This is a genomic window from Paenibacillus mesophilus, from assembly GCF_005938385.1.
GTDB classification, from domain to species: Bacteria; Bacillota; Bacilli; order Paenibacillales; family NBRC-103111; genus Paenibacillus_AB; species Paenibacillus_AB mesophilus.
The window spans coordinates 487,398-506,656 of the sequence record NZ_VCRA01000004.1; the positions used below are offsets into that span (position 1 = coordinate 487,398).

16 protein-coding genes and 1 tRNA gene are annotated in these 19,259 nt (G+C 54.6%); 3 read left to right on the plus strand and 14 right to left on the minus strand.

Translation table 11 applies throughout. From position 1 onward, the window contains the following. Positions 1-62 precede the first annotated feature (62 nt). From gpmI to FE783_RS09815, 5 genes are all read right to left on the minus strand, one after another. Positions 63-1,604 carry a 2,3-bisphosphoglycerate-independent phosphoglycerate mutase gene (gene gpmI / locus FE783_RS09795; protein ID WP_138879148.1) on the minus strand — a complete coding sequence of 514 codons (1,542 nt, stop codon included), beginning with the start codon at positions 1,602-1,604 and terminating at the stop codon, positions 63-65. Between the two features lies 1 nt (position 1,605). After that, positions 1,606-2,358: a triose-phosphate isomerase gene (gene tpiA / locus FE783_RS09800; RefSeq protein ID WP_138879149.1), complete on the minus strand. Its 753-nt coding sequence runs from the start codon at positions 2,356-2,358 to the stop codon at positions 1,606-1,608. Between the two features lie 54 nt (positions 2,359-2,412). Further along, positions 2,413-3,594, minus strand: coding sequence for a phosphoglycerate kinase (locus FE783_RS09805; RefSeq protein ID WP_138879150.1), 1,182 nt, complete (start codon positions 3,592-3,594; stop codon positions 2,413-2,415). Positions 3,595-3,730: 136 nt separating this feature from the next. Further along, entirely contained in the window at positions 3,731-4,735 is a 1,005-nt protein-coding gene (gene gap, locus FE783_RS09810; RefSeq protein ID WP_138879151.1) for a type I glyceraldehyde-3-phosphate dehydrogenase, read from the minus strand. Between the two features lie 73 nt (positions 4,736-4,808). After that, positions 4,809-5,831, minus strand: a complete 1,023-nt coding sequence (locus FE783_RS09815) for a sugar-binding transcriptional regulator (RefSeq protein WP_138879152.1) — start codon at positions 5,829-5,831, stop codon at positions 4,809-4,811. Between the two features lie 269 nt (positions 5,832-6,100). Between FE783_RS09815 and FE783_RS09820 the strand changes: the two genes are divergently transcribed. Together FE783_RS09820 and clpP are read left to right on the plus strand one after the other, a co-directional pair. Beyond that, positions 6,101-6,172, plus strand: a tRNA-Arg gene (locus tag FE783_RS09820). Positions 6,173-6,515: 343 nt separating this feature from the next. Continuing rightward, a complete protein-coding gene (gene clpP / locus FE783_RS09825) occupies positions 6,516-7,097 on the plus strand; it encodes an ATP-dependent Clp endopeptidase proteolytic subunit ClpP (RefSeq protein WP_138879153.1) in 582 nt (193 codons plus the stop codon). An 82-nt stretch (positions 7,098-7,179) separates the two neighbouring features. On the opposite strand, the gene FE783_RS37960 is transcribed toward clpP, so the two are convergent. Continuing rightward, the gene (locus FE783_RS37960) at positions 7,180-9,129 is read right to left on the minus strand and encodes a glycosyl hydrolase family 28-related protein (RefSeq protein WP_202916163.1); all 1,950 of its coding nucleotides are present in this window, start codon (positions 9,127-9,129) and stop codon (positions 7,180-7,182) included. 69 nt (positions 9,130-9,198) lie between these two features. Continuing rightward, complete coding sequence (locus FE783_RS09835; protein ID WP_138879154.1) at positions 9,199-10,074, minus strand: helix-turn-helix transcriptional regulator; 876 nt, start codon at positions 10,072-10,074, stop codon at positions 9,199-9,201. Positions 10,075-10,496: 422 nt separating this feature from the next. On the opposite strand from FE783_RS09835, the gene FE783_RS09840 reads away from it, so the two are divergent. Continuing rightward, positions 10,497-11,840: an ABC transporter substrate-binding protein gene (locus FE783_RS09840; protein ID WP_138879155.1), complete on the plus strand. Its 1,344-nt coding sequence runs from the start codon at positions 10,497-10,499 to the stop codon at positions 11,838-11,840. Positions 11,841-11,909: 69 nt separating this feature from the next. Here FE783_RS09840 and FE783_RS09845 read toward each other — a convergent pair whose 3' ends face one another. The 7 genes from FE783_RS09845 to trxB all read right to left on the minus strand — a co-directional run bounded on the left by FE783_RS09845 (position 11,910) and on the right by trxB (position 19,244). Then, entirely contained in the window at positions 11,910-13,676 is a 1,767-nt protein-coding gene (locus FE783_RS09845) for a stalk domain-containing protein (RefSeq protein ID WP_138879156.1), read from the minus strand. A 204-nt stretch (positions 13,677-13,880) separates the two neighbouring features. Further along, on the minus strand, positions 13,881-14,150 hold the full coding sequence (locus FE783_RS09850) for an HPr family phosphocarrier protein (protein WP_138879157.1): 270 nt from the start codon (positions 14,148-14,150) through the stop codon (positions 13,881-13,883). A 109-nt stretch (positions 14,151-14,259) separates the two neighbouring features. After that, entirely contained in the window at positions 14,260-15,189 is a 930-nt protein-coding gene (gene whiA, locus FE783_RS09855; protein ID WP_138879158.1) for a DNA-binding protein WhiA, read from the minus strand. 6 nt (positions 15,190-15,195) lie between these two features. Further along, positions 15,196-16,182 carry a gluconeogenesis factor YvcK family protein gene (locus FE783_RS09860; RefSeq protein WP_138879159.1) on the minus strand — a complete coding sequence of 329 codons (987 nt, stop codon included), beginning with the start codon at positions 16,180-16,182 and terminating at the stop codon, positions 15,196-15,198. Further along, complete coding sequence (gene rapZ / locus FE783_RS09865) at positions 16,179-17,081, minus strand: RNase adapter RapZ (protein WP_138879160.1); 903 nt, start codon at positions 17,079-17,081, stop codon at positions 16,179-16,181. The genes FE783_RS09860 and rapZ overlap by 4 nt, the downstream gene beginning before the upstream one ends. A gap of 61 nt (positions 17,082-17,142) precedes the next feature. Continuing rightward, complete coding sequence (locus tag FE783_RS09870) at positions 17,143-18,099, minus strand: ROK family glucokinase (RefSeq protein ID WP_138879161.1); 957 nt, start codon at positions 18,097-18,099, stop codon at positions 17,143-17,145. 197 nt (positions 18,100-18,296) lie between these two features. Further along, the gene (gene trxB / locus FE783_RS09875) at positions 18,297-19,244 is read right to left on the minus strand and encodes a thioredoxin-disulfide reductase (protein ID WP_138879162.1); all 948 of its coding nucleotides are present in this window, start codon (positions 19,242-19,244) and stop codon (positions 18,297-18,299) included. Between the last annotated feature and the right edge of the window lie 15 nt (positions 19,245-19,259).

Here is a 19,259-nt window from a genome sequence, read left to right on the forward strand (position 1 = left end):
AACACTCCTTCACCTGAATAAAATATGCTGTCCGCAAATGAGGCAGACCAAAAAGAAGCTTCTTACTTGGAAACGATCATCGTCGCCCCGGTCATCTGCACCGGCTTGGCCACCTGCAGCAGATCGAGAATCGTCGGTGCGATATCGGCCAAAATTCCGTCGTTTCTTAGTGTAACAGATTTGTCCGTTACAATGAAAGGGACCGGATTCGTCGTATGCGCGGTAAACGGACGGCCATTCTCGTTAAAAACCATGTCGGCGTTGCCGTGGTCGGCCGTAATGATCGCGACGCCGCCTTTGGCGAGCACCGCTTCCACCACTTGGCCCATGCATTCGTCCGTCGCTTCGACCGCCTTGATCGTAGGCTCCAGCATGCCGGAGTGCCCTACCATATCCGGGTTGGCGAAGTTCAGGATGATCGCGTCGTGCTTGTCCGCCTCGATTTCCTTCACTGCTGCCGCCGCTACCTCGTATGCGCTCATTTCCGGCTGCAGATCGTACGTGGCCACCTTCGGCGAAGGGATCAGGATACGAGTCTCTCCCGGAAGCTCGACGTCGCGGCCGCCGCTGAAAAAGAACGTCACGTGCGGATATTTCTCCGTCTCGGCGATGCGAAGCTGCTTCATGTTGTTCTGGACGAGTACTTCGCCGAGCGTATTGTCGAGATCCTTCGGTTTATACGCAACGAAGCCCCCGACGGTTTCGCTGAACAGCGTCAAGCAGACGAAATACAAGTCGCGCGGAGCACCCGGTCCCCGGTCGAAGCCACGGAAATCGGCGTTCGTGAACACTTGGGACAACTGAATCGCCCGGTCCGGACGGAAGTTGAAGAACACGACGCCGTCTTCCGATTCGACCAAGCCGACCGGCTTGCCCTGGGCATCAACGATAACCGTAGGCATGACGAACTCGTCAAACACGGACTTCTCGTAAGAATCGGTTACGGCTTGGATCGGATCGGTGTACTGCGGTCCGTCCCCGTATACCATCGCACGGTAAGATTTCTCTGTACGTTCCCATCTTTTGTCACGGTCCATCGCATAATAACGGCCTTGTACCGTGGCGATTCGCCCGACTCCGACCTTCACGATGTGGGCTTGCAGCCGCTCGATGTATCCTTTCGCGCTATCCGGGGCGACGTCACGTCCGTCCAAGAAGGCGTGTATGAACACTTCGGTCAAGCCTTCCTTCTTCGCCAAGTCCAGCAGTGCGAGCAGATGATCGATGTGGCTGTGCACGCCGCCGTCGGACAAAAGTCCGTACAGGTGCAGCTTCTTCCCTTTTTCCTTCACATGGCGAATCGCTCCGAGAAGCGTCTCATTATCGTAAAATTCCCCGTCCCGGATCGACTTGGATATGCGCGTCAAGTCCTGATACACGATACGTCCCGCACCGATGTTCAGATGGCCGACCTCGGAGTTGCCCATCTGGCCTTCCGGCAGCCCTACGGCTTCGCCGCAAGCGGTCAACGTCGTGTTCGGGTACGTCGCCAAGTAACGGTCGTAATTCGGCTTCTTCGCCTGGGCGACGGCGTTGCCGCTCGTCTCCCCGCGCAAGCCGAAGCCGTCCATGATGATTAGCGCAACCGGTTTCGGTCTGGACATTTTAGCGCGCCCCCTCGACAAGCTGAATGTAGGAAGCCGGCTCTAGGCTGGCGCCGCCTACAAGCGCGCCGTCGATGTCCGGCTGCTGCATGAACTCGCGGATGTTGTTCGGCTTCACGCTGCCGCCGTATTGGATGCGCACTTTGCCGGCGACGTCGGAATTGAACTGGGCCGCAATCCGCTCGCGGATAAAGCCGATTACTTCGTTCGCATCGTCGGCCGTCGACGTTTTGCCCGTTCCGATCGCCCAGATCGGTTCGTAGGCTACGACGACTTGAGCCGCCTGTTCGGCGCTCAATCCTTGCAAAGCGGCTTCCGTTTGCACGCGGCATACGTCCTTCGTCTTGCCCGCTTCGCGCTCCTCCAGACTTTCCCCTACGCAGACGATCGGCAGCAGGCCGTGCTTGAACGCGGCATGTACTTTTTTATTAACCGTCTCATCCGTATCGGCGAAATAAGCGCGGCGCTCGGAGTGTCCGATAATGACGTAGTGTACGCCCAAATCTTTCAGCATGACGCCGCTGATCTCGCCGGTGAAAGCGCCGTTGTCTTCCCAATGAAGATTTTGCGCCCCTACCTTTAGCGTTGTGCCTCTTACCGCTTCGACCAAAGCCGGCAAATTCGTATACGGCGCACAGATGACGCTCTCTACGCCGTCCACCTCTGCCTTGCCTTTAACATCCTCCACGAAAGCTACCGCTTCTTTAACGGTTTTAAACATTTTCCAGTTGCCTGCAATAATCGGCGTTCTCATCGGAATCGCTCCTTTGTTCGCATATAGGGATGGAGAAGTTAGGGCCGTTACCTTTTACTTATCGTTCAGAGCAACGACGCCCGGGAGCGCTTTGCCTTCCATAAATTCAAGCGATGCTCCGCCGCCCGTGGAAATATGGTCCATTTTGTCGGCCAGGTGGAATTTCTCGGCCGCCGCCGCGGAATCCCCGCCGCCGATGACCGTGTAGCCTTCCGTCTTGGCGCAAGCTTCCGCGACCGCTTTCGTTCCGTTTAAGTATGGGTTCAGCTCGAATACGCCCATCGGTCCGTTCCAGACGACCAGCTTCGATTTGGCGATGACGTCGGCGTACAGCTCGCGCGTTTTCGGTCCGATGTCGAAGCCTTCCCAATCGGCCGGAATTTCGTTGATCGGCACGATCTTCGTATTCGCATCGTTGCTGAAATCGTCCCCTACGACAATGTCGACCGGCAGCATCAGGTTGCAGCCTTTTTCTTTCGCTTTCTTCAAGAAGGAGAGCGTCAGGTCAAGCTTCTCGTTGTCGACGAGCGATTTGCCGATTTCGTACCCTTGCGCTTTCAGGAACGTATAAGACAAGCCGCCTCCGATAAGCAGATTATCAGCGATGTTAAGCAAATTCTCGATGACGGCGATTTTGTCCTTTACTTTGGAGCCGCCCACGATGGCGGTGAACGGACGCTCCGGATTGTGCAGCGCTTTGCCCAGCACCTCCAGTTCCTTCTCCATCAGCAAGCCGGACACGGCAGGCAAATGATGAGCGATGCCTTCCGTCGAGGCGTGAGCGCGGTGAGCGGCGCCGAAAGCGTCGTTCACGTACAGGTCCGCAAGCTCGGCGAACGCTTTGGCCAGCTCCGGATCGTTCTTCTCTTCGCCTGCGTGGAAGCGCACGTTCTCCAGGAGAAGCACGTCGCCTTCGTTCAGCTTGGCGATTTGCGCTTTCACCGTTTCTCCGATCGAATCATCGGCTTTGGCAACCGGCTTGCCGAGCAGTTCGGACAACCGGGCGGCGGCCGGGGTCAATCTGAGCTCTTCGACGACTTGTCCCTTCGGACGGCCCATATGGCTCGCCAAAATGACTTTGGCTCCCTTATCCGCCAAGAAGCGGATCGTCGGAAGCGTCTCGCGGATGCGGGTGTCGTCGGTAATTTGACCGTTCTCGAGCGGTACGTTGAAGTCTACGCGGACAAACACCTTTTTGCCGGATACTTCGACGTCTCGAACGCTTTTTTTGTTCATAGTTATCCTCCTTAGAGCTTTTGCGTCAGCAAAAGCTTGCATCGTAAGCATAAACTGAGCTTTTCCTATTATAACGTATGCCGGTACACACAGGGAAAGAGGAGAATCGCTTCTCCTCTCCCCGGGTGCTATTCGATTACAGGCCTTTGCTGGCGATGAAGCCGGCCAAGTCTACGACGCGGTTGGAGTAGCCCCACTCGTTATCGTACCACGATACGACTTTCACGAGGTTGTCGCCTACGACCATCGTGGACAGTGCATCGATCGTCGAGGAAGCCGGGTCTCCGTTGAAATCGCTCGATACGAGCGGCTCTTCCGTGTAGAACAAGATGCCTTTCAAAGCGCCGTTAGCTGCTTCCTTCAAGGCAACGTTCACTTCGTCAACGGTTACGTTCACTTTCAGCTCGGCTACGAGGTCCGTTACCGATACGTTAGGAGTCGGTACGCGGAATGCCATGCCGTTCAATTTGCCTTTCAGCTCAGGCAGTACGAGGGATACGGCTTTCGCTGCGCCCGTCGTCGAAGGGATGATGTTCTCCGCGGCTGCGCGCGCACGGCGCAAGTCTTTATGCGGCAGGTCGAGCACTTGCTGGTCGTTCGTGTAGGAGTGGATCGTGCTCATCATGCCTTTGACGATGCCGAACTTGTCGTTCAATACTTTGGCGAAAGGAGCCAAGCAGTTCGTCGTACAAGAAGCGTTGGAAATAATCGTATGTTTGGTCGGGTCGTATTGGTCGTCGTTAACGCCCATAACGATCGTGATGTCTTCGTTCGTCGCCGGAGCGGAAATGATAACTTTTTTCGCGCCGCCCTTCAGGTGAGCTTCCGCTTTTTCCTTCGCCGTGAAAATACCGGTCGATTCCACTACGATTTCTACGCCTACGGATGCCCATGGCAGGTTGCCCGGGTCGCGCTCTGCGAATACTTTGATTTCTTTGCCGTTTACGAACAGCGCGCCTTCGCCAGCTTCGACCGTTGCGTTCAAGCGGCCATGAGTCGTATCATATTTCAACAGGTGAGCGAGCGTGCTTACGTCCGTCAAGTCATTGATTGCGACGATTTCTACATTGTCGTTGTTCAGCGCTGCGCGGAATACGTTCCGCCCGATCCGTCCGAATCCGTTAATACCTACTTTTACCATTTGTAATTCCTCCTTGAGCATGTGGACTCTTTTATGTCAAGACAAGCTCGGAAGCCCGTCAAGATAACAACCTTTAACCCAGCTTCATCAGCTCCGCCGCAGCCGCCTCATCGGTCACCAGCACATCCTCGTGGCCGAATTTCATAACCGCCGCTATCGCTTCGCCTTTGCTTTTGCCGCCGGCTACCGCGATGACGACTTCCGTAGATTGGATATCCTCCAACCGGAGTCCGACGGTCGGCATTTTGTGGACGACTTTGCCGTTGCGGTCGAAATAGTAGCCGAACGCTTCCGCAAGCGCACCCTCCGCGACAAGCTCGCCGATCGTTTGCTGATCGACCTTCCTTCGTCTTGCCATCACCATGGCGTCCCCGATGCCGTGGACGACGATCCGGGCGCTGCGAATGACTTCGACGACTTCCAGTATGTTCGGATCCTGCATGAGAGATACATAAGCTTCTTCGCCCAAATGATCGGGAACGTGAAGGAGTCGGTACTGACCTCCCGTTTTCTTGGCCATCGTGGATGCGATCGAGTTCGCCTGAAGCTCCACGCTCTCGCCCAAGCCGCCGCGGGCGGGTACGAACAGATTGCCTTTCATTTGTACGGAGGCCGTCAGATGATCCGCCACTTCGGCAAGCGTAGAACCGCCCGCCACAGCTACGACATCGTCCTTGGACGCGTATTTGCGAAGCGCTGTCGCGCCTGCACGGCCAAGCTCCTTCTTCGCCAGCTCCGATTGATCGCAGTCGCCCGGTACGATAATGACCTGGCGCAGCGAGAACCGTTCGCGCAGCGTTTCCTCAAGCTCCGACAACCCAAGCAGTTCCCTTACGATCGGCTCCATGTCCGCAAGCAGCTTCCGGCCCGCTTCGCTCAGCTTCATTCCCGATGACTCGGTTACGAGCAAGCCTTGCTCCTTGAGGAAATCGACCTCGGACCGGAGCACGCGCTCCGTCAGCTCCAGATGAGCGGCCAAAGCCCGTCTGCCGACCACGCCGGTCGTAGAGATATGATGCAAAATCGTATATCTTTTTTTCAATACATCGGTCAAATCCGGCAGCAGCCGCTTCTGAATATCCAAAATCAGTCTCATCGACTACGGACACACTCCCGCTTTCGATTACCGCGGCATGCAATCGGGACTTTTATGGTCCCGCATATACATTTTCGGTCCCGCTAGTTCATTTTTATTATATGCATCTTTTTCTGAAAATGCAAGCCGACAGAAGCTTGTTCAAACGTAAAAATTTGATGATGTCAAATGTTTCATCGAAAAAATTTATACGGAACAGCTTGCAATTTGCCGGCCCATTGTATATAATCAATTTTGCGTCTGAAAACAGCCTAAGACGAACACAATATGCGCTCGTGGTCCAATGGATATGACGTAGGCCTCCGGAGCCTGAGATCAAGGTTCGATTCCTTGCGAGCGCGTCATACTATGCAAACGACAAAACGCCCTTCGGGCGTTTTTTTAATTTATCAATATAGATCGCGGTACACGACAGATCAGAGTCGCAAGTATCTGTTATTTTCTTCAAAAATAATTTGACCTTTCTTGACCTTTGATCCATTTTGCGCTATTATAATTTACACATACCCGATATGGGTTGAATCCGCTTGATTCCATTAATCGGGCGAAACTTGAACGGCGGATCTGTAAAATGGTATGCGGCTGGGCTTACCGGATGGACAATCCGGAAATAATAGCGAGTAAGCATATCATTTCGGAGCTGCAATTAGGTTTCTTGCCGGAATTCCAAAGGAGGCTATGGTCATGAGTTTTATTCCAATGGTAGTCGAACAGGACGCTCGCGGCGAACGCGGGTACGATATTTACTCCCGTCTTCTGAAGGACCGCATCATTTTCCTCGGTACGCCCGTGAACGACGCGGTCGCCAATGCGATTATCGCGCAGATGCTGTTCCTGGCCGCGCAAGACCCGGATAAACACATCAGCCTGTACATCAACAGCCCGGGCGGCTCGATTACGGCCGGCATGGCGATTTACGATACGATGCAGTTCATCAAACCTGACGTTTCCACCATTTGCGTCGGCATGGCCGCCTCGATGGGCGCGTTCCTGCTCGCTGCAGGAGCCAAAGGCAAGCGCTTCGCACTGCCCAACAGCGAAGTGATGATCCACCAGCCGCTCGGCGGAGCCGAAGGCCAGGCAAGCGACATCGAGATTCGCGCGAAGCGGATCATCAAGCTGCGCGAGAAGCTGAACGGAATTTTGGCCGAACGCAGCGGTCAGCCGCTTGAGCGGATCGACAAAGACACGGACCGCGACTATTTCATGAGCGCTGAAGAAGCCGTCAACTACGGCCTGGTCGACAAGGTCGTAACGAAAATATAACATTCTGCAAAACGAAGAAGCTTGAAGAACCGACCACCGGTCTTCAAGCTTCTTTGCCGTTTCCGCAGGCGCCGCCGCCGCTCTATTTGCCCACCCATCCGGTAGAGCCGCTGCCGCTCTCTTTCACATACAAAGTCTGTGCGGAACCGCCATCTCTGCGAAGGAACACGGACCCGCCAGGCGCGCTCTGCACGCCTTCGGGCGAGCCGCTGCCGGCCATAATGCCCGTCCCCCCATACAGCCACGTAACAGGTCCATTCAACGTGCTGTTGGCGACCGACGCCCCTTCCTGCCCGCCCAATGAATCGTATCCGTTGGCGAACATATTGCCGACTACGTTCATATGGACGGCCGCACCGGTCACCCGCATGCCGGAAGAGGCTTCGTTTCCGACTTTTGCCGTCATATTCATGGCCACAATGAGCATATCGCCCGCCAACGTCGAGAAATATAACGAATAGGTTGCTGCACCGAGCACCGTATTGCCTATAACCGTAAGATTCGGAACCCTGTACATATGGATCGCGGTAGTCACATTCGCGCCGTCGCCGATAATCACGTTGTTCGCCACCGTAATCGCGCCGAAGGCTCCGGCCGGCGAAGCGCCGAATTCTTCGGCTACGATTCGGCAGCCTCTCAAGCTGTTTCCGGCGATGACGATTCCGGTAGTCAGCTTATTCGGCTCGTCCGAATAGCCTTGACGCGTCACGCGTATTCCTTTTGCATTCGAGGTGCCGGTGATTGCGTTTCCCGTAATCGTGACATCGATCGAATCGTCTACCCATATGCCGTTGACGTTATCGGTGCACGTATTTCCCGTAACGGCGATCAGCTTCCCGCCATTTTCAATCTGGATGCCTGCCGCGTTTGGCCCGGACCCGGTGACGGAACAGCCGGTAACGGTTGCGTCATGCACGCCGTACAGACCTACTGCCGCGGACGTAACCGGATCATGTATATGGCACGACTCTACCGTAACACGGCTGATCCGACCGTTCGGAGTCGACCGAAAGTTGATGCCTCCGCTGCTTTTCGCCGTCTTGTCATGGTAAGAACGGACGCCTCGCACGATAATGTTCCGGGCCGTCTTGCCCGAACCGTCCGAGAAATGGAACTTGACCGGGTGCCAAGAACGGTAGACGGTAACGTTCTCGATCGTAACATTCTCGATATGGACGGACAGCGAAGCGTCGAACCCGTCGCCGGCCCCGAATTCGATGCTGGATAAGTTGCCTCCCGGCGAGATCGGATACGTATTCTCGATCCGCAAGCTCCGAATGGAAATATGAGAGCCCTCTAAATAAAACAGAACTCGTCTATTCGTGTACGTAATCGCTTGCGTCACGGACGTGCCGGCCGTCCCGGCAATCGTAACGTTGGCGGGGACACGCAGGGCATAGCCGAAGTCGAGAGAGCCCGGCGTCTGAAACGTATAGCGGGACGCTATAAGGTACGTTCCCGGAGGGAGGAATGCTTCGCCGCCGACTTCCGCCGCTGCGTTGATCGCCTTCTGTATAGCGGCGGTGTCGTCCTGGATGCCGTCGCCCGAAGCCCCGAACCAGTTGACCGGAAAGACGCCGTTTACTTGCATTCTTTTGAACCGCGCACCGTACAACGAAACAAGAATGGTACCTGTATTATCGGATGTCAAAGCATCTGCCGGATCGTATCGGAAATATCCTTCCTTGCCGGGATCGGTCAAATAGTACAGGTCGGCATCCGGGGCCGTCGTCATAGCTCGCAGCTCCGCCATGGACGCACACTGCGCGCACCATTCGTCCGGCCCCGGGTTGCCTGGGCCATATACCGAGTCGTTTACCCCTAGATGCCGTCCCGGACCGCTCGCGCTCGCTTGGAGCAGCCCGCCCGCAGCGAATGCTACGCCGGCTGTCCCTATTGCGGCCAGCATCTTTCTCCGGCTGATCGCACGTCCCCGATTCGGATCGCTATGCCGGCCATCACAATCGAGATTGCCGGGATTAGTCAAATCTCGGGCGGTGTCCTGCCGCCCATAGTTTTCCCTGTCGTTCATCGTAATCCACTCCTCGCTAGAAACGATCTGCAGATTATCCGGAGGGAAACCGCTTTCAAATTTGAAATGTCATTTCCGCTGTTGAAGCGGCCCGCCCGCCGAATGAGCCAGTTTTTTGTACGTTTCCGGCGTATGCCCGACCTGCTTTTTGAATAGCCGGCTGAAATGGGCCAAATGCTTGAACCCGACTTCATAGCACACCTGGGTCACGGAAACTTCCTTTTCGTACAGAAACAAAATTTTCGCCTGATTGATGCGCCGTTCGTATAAATAGTCGGTTATCGTTTTACCCGTCGCTTCGCGAAACAATTTCATCAAATGAAACTTGCTGATGTGAACTTCTTTGACGAGATCGTCCAGCTTCAAATCTTCCATGAAATGCAGATCGATGAAGCCGATCAGCCTCTCCACATACTGCTCCCGCTCCGAATCGCTGCTCCGCTTCTCCTCGATGACCGAGCGGCCTTGAACAAGGATGAACATGAGCAGGTCGTAGAACGCCATCAGGAAGCGGTTGTAATGGACAATGTCATTCCGATAGTAGAACCGGTTGATTCGCTCCAAAATGTCCTCACATTCCTCCTTCGCTTCGGGCGATAGACGGAAGTGATGATTTTTAAGCACATTAAACGGCTTCAACGGATCGCAGGAACGCAAATTCGCATCGAAAATTTGCACCAAATACGGGTCGAACGAAAACATCGTGCGAACGTACTCGGACGGCTCGTATACTTTTGGACCATGGGGCGTCATGCCGTTCATAATAATCAGATCGCCGGGCGCAAGACGGATGATCCGCTCCCCCAACATGTAGTCGCAGTCGCCGCTGTGGAAATAGTAAATTTCGTATTGCGGATGCGTGTGGAAAAAGGACAAGCCGTTCTTCAACCCTCTCCAGTTGTAGTAATAGTCCGTCAATACACGATAAGGATGTCGTGGATTCATCTGGTCGGGCTCTCCTTCCCTGAACCGGGCATAAATTCTGCATAACGATCGTCAAGCCGAGAAGCGGATGTTTATTGGAATCATTATACAACAGAACCGGACAGGCGGCGAGGTTGCCCCGTTGGCTTCACCCCTTTGGTTGGATGGGGATATGGTTCTCCCCAAATGTAGCACATCGGCGGCGGTTCCGTTTGATCCTGATTTCGCTAATGACGGCTGCCATTTGATTCGGATTGCGATATTGACCGCTTCGGTCGCTCGAATCGGGCGGCTCTTTTTCGTCGTACCGCAGAAACCGCAACTTCAATCAAATCGCCGTTGAATTGCCGCAATGCCGATCAATTCGCCCAAAATAATCTGTGCTATAGTTACTCATGCGACCGATTTCCATCGTTTGCAAATTAAAGACGAGGTGAGCACAGTTGGCCAAATTAAAAAAACAAGGATGGGGCGTCATTTTGGCGGCAACCGCGGTCTTGCTGACAACCGCCTGCGGGTCGGGGGCTGGCGGCGGTGCGGGTACGAAGGACGGGGACTCCAAGCAAGCGCAATCGCCCGAACAAACTCCGCCGAAGCCGGTCGAGCTCGTATTCTATGACGGGGGAGGCGACTGGCCGGCAGAACGGTTTCAAAGGGAAATCGGCGAGCCGATCAAGAAGAAATTTCCGCATATTACCCCTACGTTCGTCCCCTATACGAACGGGAAGAAGGTGCAGGAAATGATCACGGCCGGGCAACAGCTGGACGTCATTTTCAGCTCGACCGGCTTGGTATACAACAACGTGCTTCAATACAATCTACAGTACGACATTACTCCACTAATTCAAAAGTACAAGTACGATTTGAATCAAATCGAGCCGATGGCCGTGGATCAGTTGAAGCAGCTTGCAAACGGCGGCATGTACGGGCTGCCGGTCTTCATGTCCCCGTCGCCGCTGTATTACAATAAAGATATTTTCAATAAATTCGGCGTCGCTTATCCCAAGGACGGCATGACGTGGGATGAGCTTTACACATTGGCCAAGCAGCTTACCCGGGAAGAAGGAGGAGTGCAGTACCGCGGCTTCTTCGCTTCGATCTCCCATTTGGCCAGGCTGAACCAGCTTTCCTACCGGACCGTAGATCCGGCTACCAATAAAGCGACCTTGGATAACGACAATTGGAAAGCATTCATGAACAACATCGTCCGCTTCTACGAAATTCCCGGCTACAAGATGGACGCCAATCTGACCTTCGTTACCAACAAGCGGAATAAGTTCATTCAGGAGAAGTCGGTCGCCATGTGGCTGCCCGTCAGCACGCAGCATACGGCGCAGGAGCTGGCCGACCTGAACTGGGATATCGCTTCGTTTCCGGTCGACAAGCAGAAGCCCGGCGTAGGTCCGCAGCCGTACCCGAACGCCTTCTGGCTGACGAGCATAAGCAAGGAAAAGGACGCGGCGTTCCAAGCAATCGCATACTTGGCATCCGAATCGTTCCAATTGCCGGGAGTGAAGCGCGGCGAATTCGTATCCGCGCTCAAGAGCGAGACTCTGCGCAAATCGTTCGGCCAAGAATCCGACTTGTATAAAGGTAAAAATGTTAAAGCGATGCTGCCGGCCTCGTTCGCTCCGGCCGTGCCGATTACTCGCTTCAATAGCATCGCCGAGTCGAACTTGCTGACCGCCTTCAACGATATTATTTTGGGCAAGAAGGATGTCAATACCGCACTGCGATCGGCCGATGAAGCTTCCAACAAAAAAGTTCAGGAAGAGCTTAGCAAATAAACGGCCAAGCAGCGAAAAAACCTTCACTCCACTAAAAAGTGGGTGAAGGTTTTTTGGTGTCAAGCCATTCTAATCGAGCGGATAGAAGATCAAATTAATCGGGAACGCTGAGCCCGCAGGCGGCGTGAACTCGATATCGAGCGACGGCTCCTTGCCGGTCGTGCGCGCGAGCAGCTGCACGGTTTCGAACGCCGTGATAACGCCGGAGGTCGGTGCCAGCACGAACTCGCCGTTGATTTTGAACGGGCCTTTGAACGGACCGCCGCGGGCTTGGAGCAGGATCGCCATTTTCCGGGGCTTCTCCGAGTGGATTTTGTAAACTACGCCGTAGTTGCCGTCATCCGTCACTTCTTTTTTGCGGGTAGGGTCATAACCGATCTGCCATTGATCGTACTCGTTGTCTCCGAAAATGAGACGGGTCGATTCCGTAAACCAGCTGGCGTCAATGTCCCATCGCTTCTCCGTGATCGGGAACGTGCCCCGGATATGCTGATCGTTGGGCAGCTGCTTGTACAGCAGCGGGTACATCGAGATCGGCGTCTCGATGCTTGCATCCATAGCCATAAACGCAAAATCCACCGGACCGTCCGTCTCCACGTCATAAATGACGTTCACGCCTTGCCCCGGCAAGAAGTCCGGCATTTGCACATACGTCCGCGACTCGCCCGGCGGAACCACGATTTCCCCTTTGGGAGCGTCGCCCAGCAAAAATTCGACGGATGCCTCATGGCCGATCAAATTGGCGTATATGGATGGATACACTTCGCCTTTATTCGTTGTCTTGATCGTGACCGGTTTCTTGCCCGAATTCGTCGCCATAATGACGAACTGAACCTTCTCCTTCATCCCATTGACGTGATCCGCATACAGCCGCGCTTTGCCGTTCACCGTGTCGGCATAGAAGATGCCCTTCTCCTCGAACGTTTCCGGACTGTCGCTGACGAGCAGCTTGCGGGAACGGTCTTCGGTCACCGTTTTCTTGAACGCCGGCAAATCGTTGAAATACGCGTACACTTCCGTCCAGTTCGTCTTGATTAACGACTGAAGCGGATATGTATTGATTTTGAACGCCATCGGAGACTTGTAAACGATTTTGTCCGACACTTCGATGTAACGGGAATACGTATCGCTGATAAGTCCTTGGCCATCCTTGACTCTTAACGTGACTAAATATTTGCCCGGCCAGAAGAAAGCTTCCTCCTTGCCTGTCCATTCGTATTGCAGCCCTTCGGCGTCGGGATCGTAGCTGAGATCGATATATTGGACCGGTTCGCCGATCATGTAAGTCGGCTTGCCGAACGTAAATCTCGCTACCGGGCGGGAGTTCCCTTTCTCGTCGACGCGTGACGGAGGCTTCTTGACGTAGGTCACCTCGAGTCTCTTCTTCTCGGCATTGAATTCGTATTTGGCCCCCAGAAAATCGTACAGCCAGCTTTCCTTCACCATCAGCTTGTCGTTGAACGTACGCGCCACGGAGTCGAAGGTCAAATAAACGCCGTTGATGAATACCGACTTATTGACCGCATCGATCTCGATTTTGGCCCGCGAAGTTCCGATTTCCGTCCGCTTCGTCTTGTCGTTGAACTTGAGCTCGATGCCCATCTGGTCGCCCAGAAACTTGATCGGAACGAACCGGTTGCTTCCGTCTTTCAATACGCCCGGGGTGTCCAGATCGATTTTCTTGCCGTCTACGTAAGCGATCGGCTCATCTTCGTTCAACCAGATGTTCATCGTCGTTGTCCCGACCCCTGCGCCCGATGCCGGTACGACCGTCGCGATCATAAGCGCGAACAGCATCGCAAGCGCCGCCCATCTCCTTAGTCCTTTCGTAATCATGCGTTCTCTCCACTCTATCTATACTTGGCATTTGCCTGTCGAAACATTAGACGCCCATCTGGGTAAAAGGTTGCATATTTCCGCGCGGAGCAACACAAAAAGCTTCCTCGCGAAAGGAAGCTTCGTGACGCTTGAACGGTCATCCGTCAAGCGGATATTCGCTTTCTCGGGAACTATCGCGTAATTACCTTACGAGATAGTTCCTTATTGGTTCTCCAGTTCCTCTTTGCCGACCAAGGCGACTAAAGCGGTTACAGCCTGCTCTGCGTCCGAACCTTCGGCACTAATGTAAACTTCGGTTCCCGAGCTGATCGCGAGGCTCATAATGCCCATAATACTTTTGGCATTAACTTTTTTATCGTCCTTCTCGACGAAAATCTCCGACGAAAACTTATTCGCTTCCTGCACGAACAGTGCGGCCGGTCTTGCATGCAATCCCGTTCTCAGTCTTACGACTGCTGGACGTCTGGTCATCAAACGATACCCCCTACCTTATGGTCAACGTTCAGAAAATCAATTATTTACATATTATATCATTTATCATCGGACAGTTAAAGGAGACGAACCCGCTATTTCCGAACATTCAGGAATTCCTCAATTTTTCGGCCAGATCGTCCAGCTTGCGGAGCCGGTGATTCACTCCGGACTTGCTGACGCTGCCCTTCAGCAGCTCTCCCACTTCCTTCAGATTCATGTCCGGATGCAGCAGGCGGATTTCCGCCACTTCCCGCAGCTTCTCCGGCAAATTGTCGAGCCCGAATTCCTTCTGCAAATACCGGATGTTCTCGATTTGCCGCACGGCCGCGCCAATCGTCTTGTTCAGGTTGGCCGTCTCGCAATTGACGATCCGGTTGACGGAGTTGCGCATGTCCTTCATGATGCGGACATCCTCGAACCGCAGCAGCGCCTGGTGCGCGCCGATCAGGTTCAGAAACTGGATAATTTTCTCGCCTTCCTTCATGTAGAAGACGTAGCCCTTCTTCCGCTCGATGCACCGGGCGTTCAACTGGAACCGGTTGGCCAATTGGCATAGGGCATGGCAATGCTCCTCGTACATGGAGGCGATCTCCAGATGGTAGGAAGAGCCCTCGGGATTGTTGACCGATCCTCCGGCCATGAAAGCCCCGCGCAAGTAAGCGCGTTTGCAGCAATTCCCCCGTACGATCCGCTTATCGATACCCGGCGTAAATTGGAACCCTTCGGACACGATATGCAAACTTCCGAGTACTTCCTGCACTTTATTCGGAACCCGAACGATATAGACGTTGTTCTTTTTAAGCCGCATTTTTTTGCGGACTAACAGCTCCGTGTGCAGGTTGTAGTTTTTTTTGATCAACATATAGATGCGCCGGGCGATGGCTGCGTTCTCGGTGGAAATATCGAGTACGATACGCTGATTGGTCAGCTGCACCGCTCCGTTCATCCGGATCAGCGCCGCCAACTCCGCTTTCTCGCAGCATTCCTCGCCTTCCACCATCGTTAGCTCTTTCTTCGTTTGCGCCGCAAAAGACATCCCCCGTCACCTCTTTCGAACCATCCAGCTATCCACTAGTTGAAAAATATGATGGCTAAGCCTCTCCGCGTCGTGGCGCAAGTAGGTCCGGAACAAGACAAGCCGGTCCGCGATAACTTTGTACCCGAGCTTCGTTACCTCATCCATATCGAGGTGAACCGCTTTAGCGCCTTGTTCGGCATATTTGCTCTGCACTTGCGGAGGAATTTCTCCGTTATTGACAATGACATAATCGAACATATGATAGCCGACATGATCGTAGACCGCCTGCAAATGATCGCTGACCGTAAAATTGTCCGTCTCGCCCGGCTGCGTCATGACGTTGCAGACGAATATTTTGACCGCTTCTGACTGCATGATCGTCTCCGCCAGCTTCGGGACGAGCAGATTCGGCAATATGCTCGTATACAGGCTGCCGGGTCCGATCAAGATCGCATCGGCTTCGCGGATCGCTTCCACGGCTTCGTCAAGCGGAGAAACGTCGGCGGGTTCGATGAACACACGCTTAATTTTTCCTCCGGCCTTCGGAATATTCGACTCGCCCTCCACAATCGAACCGTCGATCATTTCCGCCTTCAAAATGATTTGATGGTCGCTTGCGGGCAGCACTCTTCCCCGGACGGCGAGCACCCGGCTGAGCGCCTTGACCCCGGCTACGAAATCGCCGGTAATGTCTTTCATCGCCGCCAAAATCAAATTGCCGAGACTGTGTCCGGCAAGGCCGGCCCCGCTCGAGAAACGGTGCTGCAACATTTGCGACAAAAGTGGCTCGACATCGGCGAGCGCTATAAGCACATTGCGAATATCGCCGGGCGGCGGAATTTGCAGCTCGCTGCGAAGCACGCCCGAGCTCCCCCCGTCGTCGGCCACGGTCACGATAGCCGTAATGTCCAGCGGCTTCTCCTTCAAGCCTCGCAGCATGACGGACAAGCCGGTGCCTCCTCCGATGACGACGATGCGGGGTAGATCGGTTTCATTGTTGTCCGCGCTCATCGGCTCACCTCGGGACGGCGATCGCGATCGGCGTCCCGGTGGCTTACCCGCACGGTCTCGGTTTCGCTGTTGCCTAACATTTTGCCCAAATATTCGGCGATGGCGACAGAGCGGTGCTTGCCGCCCGTGCAGCCGATGCCGACGACGACTTGGCTTTTGCCTTCCTTCGCATATTGCGGGATAAGAAACTGGAGCATGTCGATCAGCTTGGTCAGAAACTCTTTCGTCTCGTTCCATTTCATCACATAATCATAAACGTCCGGATCAAGGCCCGTATTCGGCCTAAGCTGCTCCACGTAATGCGGATTCGGCAAAAACCGGACATCGAAGATGAGATCGGCGTCGATGGGAACTCCATACTTGAAGCCGAACGAGATGACGTTCACGGAGATGCTTCCTTTGCCTATACTCGTAAAACGGGAAACGATCCGCTCCTTTAGCTCCGCCGGCTTCAGGCTGCTCGTATCGATAACCTGGGTCGCCATTCCCTTCAGCTCTTCGAGCAGCTTGCGTTCCAAATGGATCCCGTCTAGGGGCAATCCCTCGGGGGCAAGCGGGTGGCGGCGCCGGCTCTCCTTGTATCGTTGAACGAGAGTCGAATCGGTCGCATCCAGGAACAAGATTTCGTACGTTAACGTATAGTTTTCCTTAATCGTTCGAAGCGATTCCGACAGAGCTGTAAAAAATTCACGCCCACGCAGATCGATAACTAGCGCGACTTTCCCGATCCGGCCCTTCGATTGGTCGATCAGCTCCGCAAACTTCGGAATGAGCACGGGAGGCAAATTATCGACGCAAAAAAAACCAAGATCCTCCAGGCTTTGTACCGCGATTGTTTTGCCCGCTCCCGACATTCCCGTGATGATGACCAGCCTCGCCACGTTCGTGCTGTCCTCCATGCGCGTTCCCTCCCATCGCTTGAGACTGTCGGCGGTCCGGACATTTGCTTCTTACTTGATTTTATGAGCGCTGCATCAAATTTAATCCGGCTGCTCCGACAACTCCCGCGTTATTGCCAAGCTTGGCCGGCACGATGTCGACCCCTTGCGTGAACACCTCAGGCACGTTCTGCGCATATACTTTGCGAATTTCGTCGAACAAAATATCTCCGGCGCGAGATACGCCGCCGCCGATCACAAATCGCTGTGGGTTCAGGACGACCGCTACCGCCGCCATCGACTTGCCCAAATAATAGGAAGCTCTCTTCACGATGCGAATCGCTACTTCGTCCCCGTCTTTCGCCGCGTCGAATACGTCCTTGGCCGTAATCGTCTCGTTCAACGACAACGAGGTGGCCTCTCCGCGCTGAACGGCATCCTTGGCCATCCGGATGATGCCGGTAGCGGACGCAACCGTTTCCACGCAGCCCAGCTGGCCGCAGCCGCATTGAATCGCTTCGAGATCCGGAACGACCTTGATGTGGCCGAGCTCCCCGGCCATACCGCGGAAGCCTTGATAAATCCGGCCGTCTACGATAATGCCTCCGCCGACGCCCGTTCCGAGCGTGAAAGCTACAATATTTTTGAGTCCGGCACCGGCGCCGCTCCACGCTTCCCCGAGCGCGGCGACGTTGGCGTCGTTGTCGATCGCGACCGGCAGTCCGAGACGCGACTCGAGTTCTTGCTTCACGGCGACATCTTTCCATCCCAAATTCGGAGCTAGCAGCACCGTTCCGTTAGCCAGGTCCAGGAATCCGGCGATTCCGGCTCCCACCCCGGCCACTTGCTCCCACTGGTATGTCGAGTCGGACACGATTTTTCTCACGTACTGCGCGATGCGGTCGAGCACCGCTTCCGCCCCGTCTTCAGTCCCCGTCGGGCCTTCATACGTATGCAGCAGACTTCCTTGCTCGTCGCAAATGCCCACCTTGATACTGGTGCCGCCCAAATCGACGCCGATATAAATCTTCTCCGACATTACCCCATGTCACCTCAACCGAAAATGTATTCTACTGTTCCAACTATAAGCCAACGTACCGGGAAGGTCAAGTGATGCCGGGCTTTTCCAAAATGGCATAAAACCGCGGCCCTAACGGTATTGTCCCTCTTCTGAGAGGCAAAATTTGAAGCAAAAAGGAAAAGGAGAACACGAGGTTCTCCTTCGACCCGTTCTATTTAAAGCGAGACGCTCCAATCGTGTACGGAGTGCCCTTCCAAAAACTTCTCGCAATCGAGCGCCGCCATACAACCGCTGCCGGCTGCCGTAATCGCTTGACGGTATTTGTGATCCTGTACGTCCCCGCAAGCGAACACGCCCGGAACGTTCGTCTCGGACGTTCCCGGATTGACGACCAAATAACCGAGCTCGTCGGTTTTCAGTTGGCCCTTCAGGAAGCCCGTATTCGGCGTATGTCCGATGGCAACGAAAATACCGTTCGTTTCGATAACTTCTTCCTCGCCGGTATCGCCGTCCTTCACCTTCAAGCCCGTAACGCCTTTCTCTCCGGCTACGACTCCTACCGGCGCCTTGTTCAAGCTCCAAGTAATTTTCGGGTTTTCCCGCGCGCGGTCCTGCATGATCTTCGAGGCGCGCAGCTCGTTGCGGCGGTGTACGACGCGTACTTCGGTCGCGAATCGGGTCAAGAAATTCGCTTCCTCCATCGCCGAATCTCCGCCGCCGACGACGATAATTTTTTTGTTGCGGAAGAAGAAGCCGTCGCATGTAGCGCATGTGCTGACGCCGCGTCCGATATTGTCCTTCTCGTTCTCGATCCCGAGCAGCTTGGCGGAGGCGCCTGTCGAAATGATCAGCGTTTCCGTTACGAGCTCTTCGCCGCCCTCGATTTTAAGCGTAAACGGACGTTTCGACAAATCGACTTCGTTCACCCAGCCGGTGCGGAATTGCGCGCCGAACCGTTCCGCCTGCTTGCGCATATTGTCCATCAGCTCCGGACCCATGATCCCTTCCGGAAAGCCGGGGAAGTTTTCCACTTCCGTCGTCGTCGTCAATTGTCCGCCCGGTTCCGGTCCCTCGATGACGAGCGGGTTCAGGTTGGCGCGTGCCAAGTAGATGGCAGCCGTCAGTCCCGCAGGGCCTGTGCCTACTACAATCGTTTTGTACATGCTGCTTCCTCCTTC

Excerpts from the sequence above, each read along its gene's own strand:
- tpiA (WP_138879149.1), bottom strand. The coding sequence starts at position 2,358 with ATGAGAACGCCGATTATTGCAGGCAACTGGAAAATGTTTAAAACCGTT.
- FE783_RS09870 (WP_138879161.1), bottom strand. The coding sequence starts at position 18,099 with ATGTCGGAGAAGATTTATATCGGCGTCGATTTGGGCGGCACCAGTATC.
- trxB (WP_138879162.1), bottom strand. The coding sequence starts at position 19,244 with ATGTACAAAACGATTGTAGTAGGCACAGGCCCTGCGGGACTGACGGCT.
- clpP (WP_138879153.1), top strand. The coding sequence starts at position 6,516 with ATGAGTTTTATTCCAATGGTAGTCGAACAGGACGCTCGCGGCGAACGC.
- FE783_RS09815 (WP_138879152.1), bottom strand. The coding sequence starts at position 5,831 with ATGAGACTGATTTTGGATATTCAGAAGCGGCTGCTGCCGGATTTGACC.
- FE783_RS09835 (WP_138879154.1), bottom strand. The coding sequence starts at position 10,074 with ATGAATCCACGACATCCTTATCGTGTATTGACGGACTATTACTACAAC.
- FE783_RS37960 (WP_202916163.1), bottom strand. The coding sequence starts at position 9,129 with ATGAACGACAGGGAAAACTATGGGCGGCAGGACACCGCCCGAGATTTG.
- whiA (WP_138879158.1), bottom strand. The coding sequence starts at position 15,189 with ATGTCTTTTGCGGCGCAAACGAAGAAAGAGCTAACGATGGTGGAAGGC.
- FE783_RS09805 (WP_138879150.1), bottom strand. The coding sequence starts at position 3,594 with ATGAACAAAAAAAGCGTTCGAGACGTCGAAGTATCCGGCAAAAAGGTG.
- gap (WP_138879151.1), bottom strand. The coding sequence starts at position 4,735 with ATGGTAAAAGTAGGTATTAACGGATTCGGACGGATCGGGCGGAACGTA.
- gpmI (WP_138879148.1), bottom strand. The coding sequence starts at position 1,604 with ATGTCCAGACCGAAACCGGTTGCGCTAATCATCATGGACGGCTTCGGC.
- FE783_RS09845 (WP_138879156.1), bottom strand. The coding sequence starts at position 13,676 with ATGATTACGAAAGGACTAAGGAGATGGGCGGCGCTTGCGATGCTGTTC.
- rapZ (WP_138879160.1), bottom strand. The coding sequence starts at position 17,081 with ATGGAGGACAGCACGAACGTGGCGAGGCTGGTCATCATCACGGGAATG.
- FE783_RS09850 (WP_138879157.1), bottom strand. The coding sequence starts at position 14,150 with ATGACCAGACGTCCAGCAGTCGTAAGACTGAGAACGGGATTGCATGCA.
- FE783_RS09860 (WP_138879159.1), bottom strand. The coding sequence starts at position 16,182 with ATGAGCGCGGACAACAATGAAACCGATCTACCCCGCATCGTCGTCATC.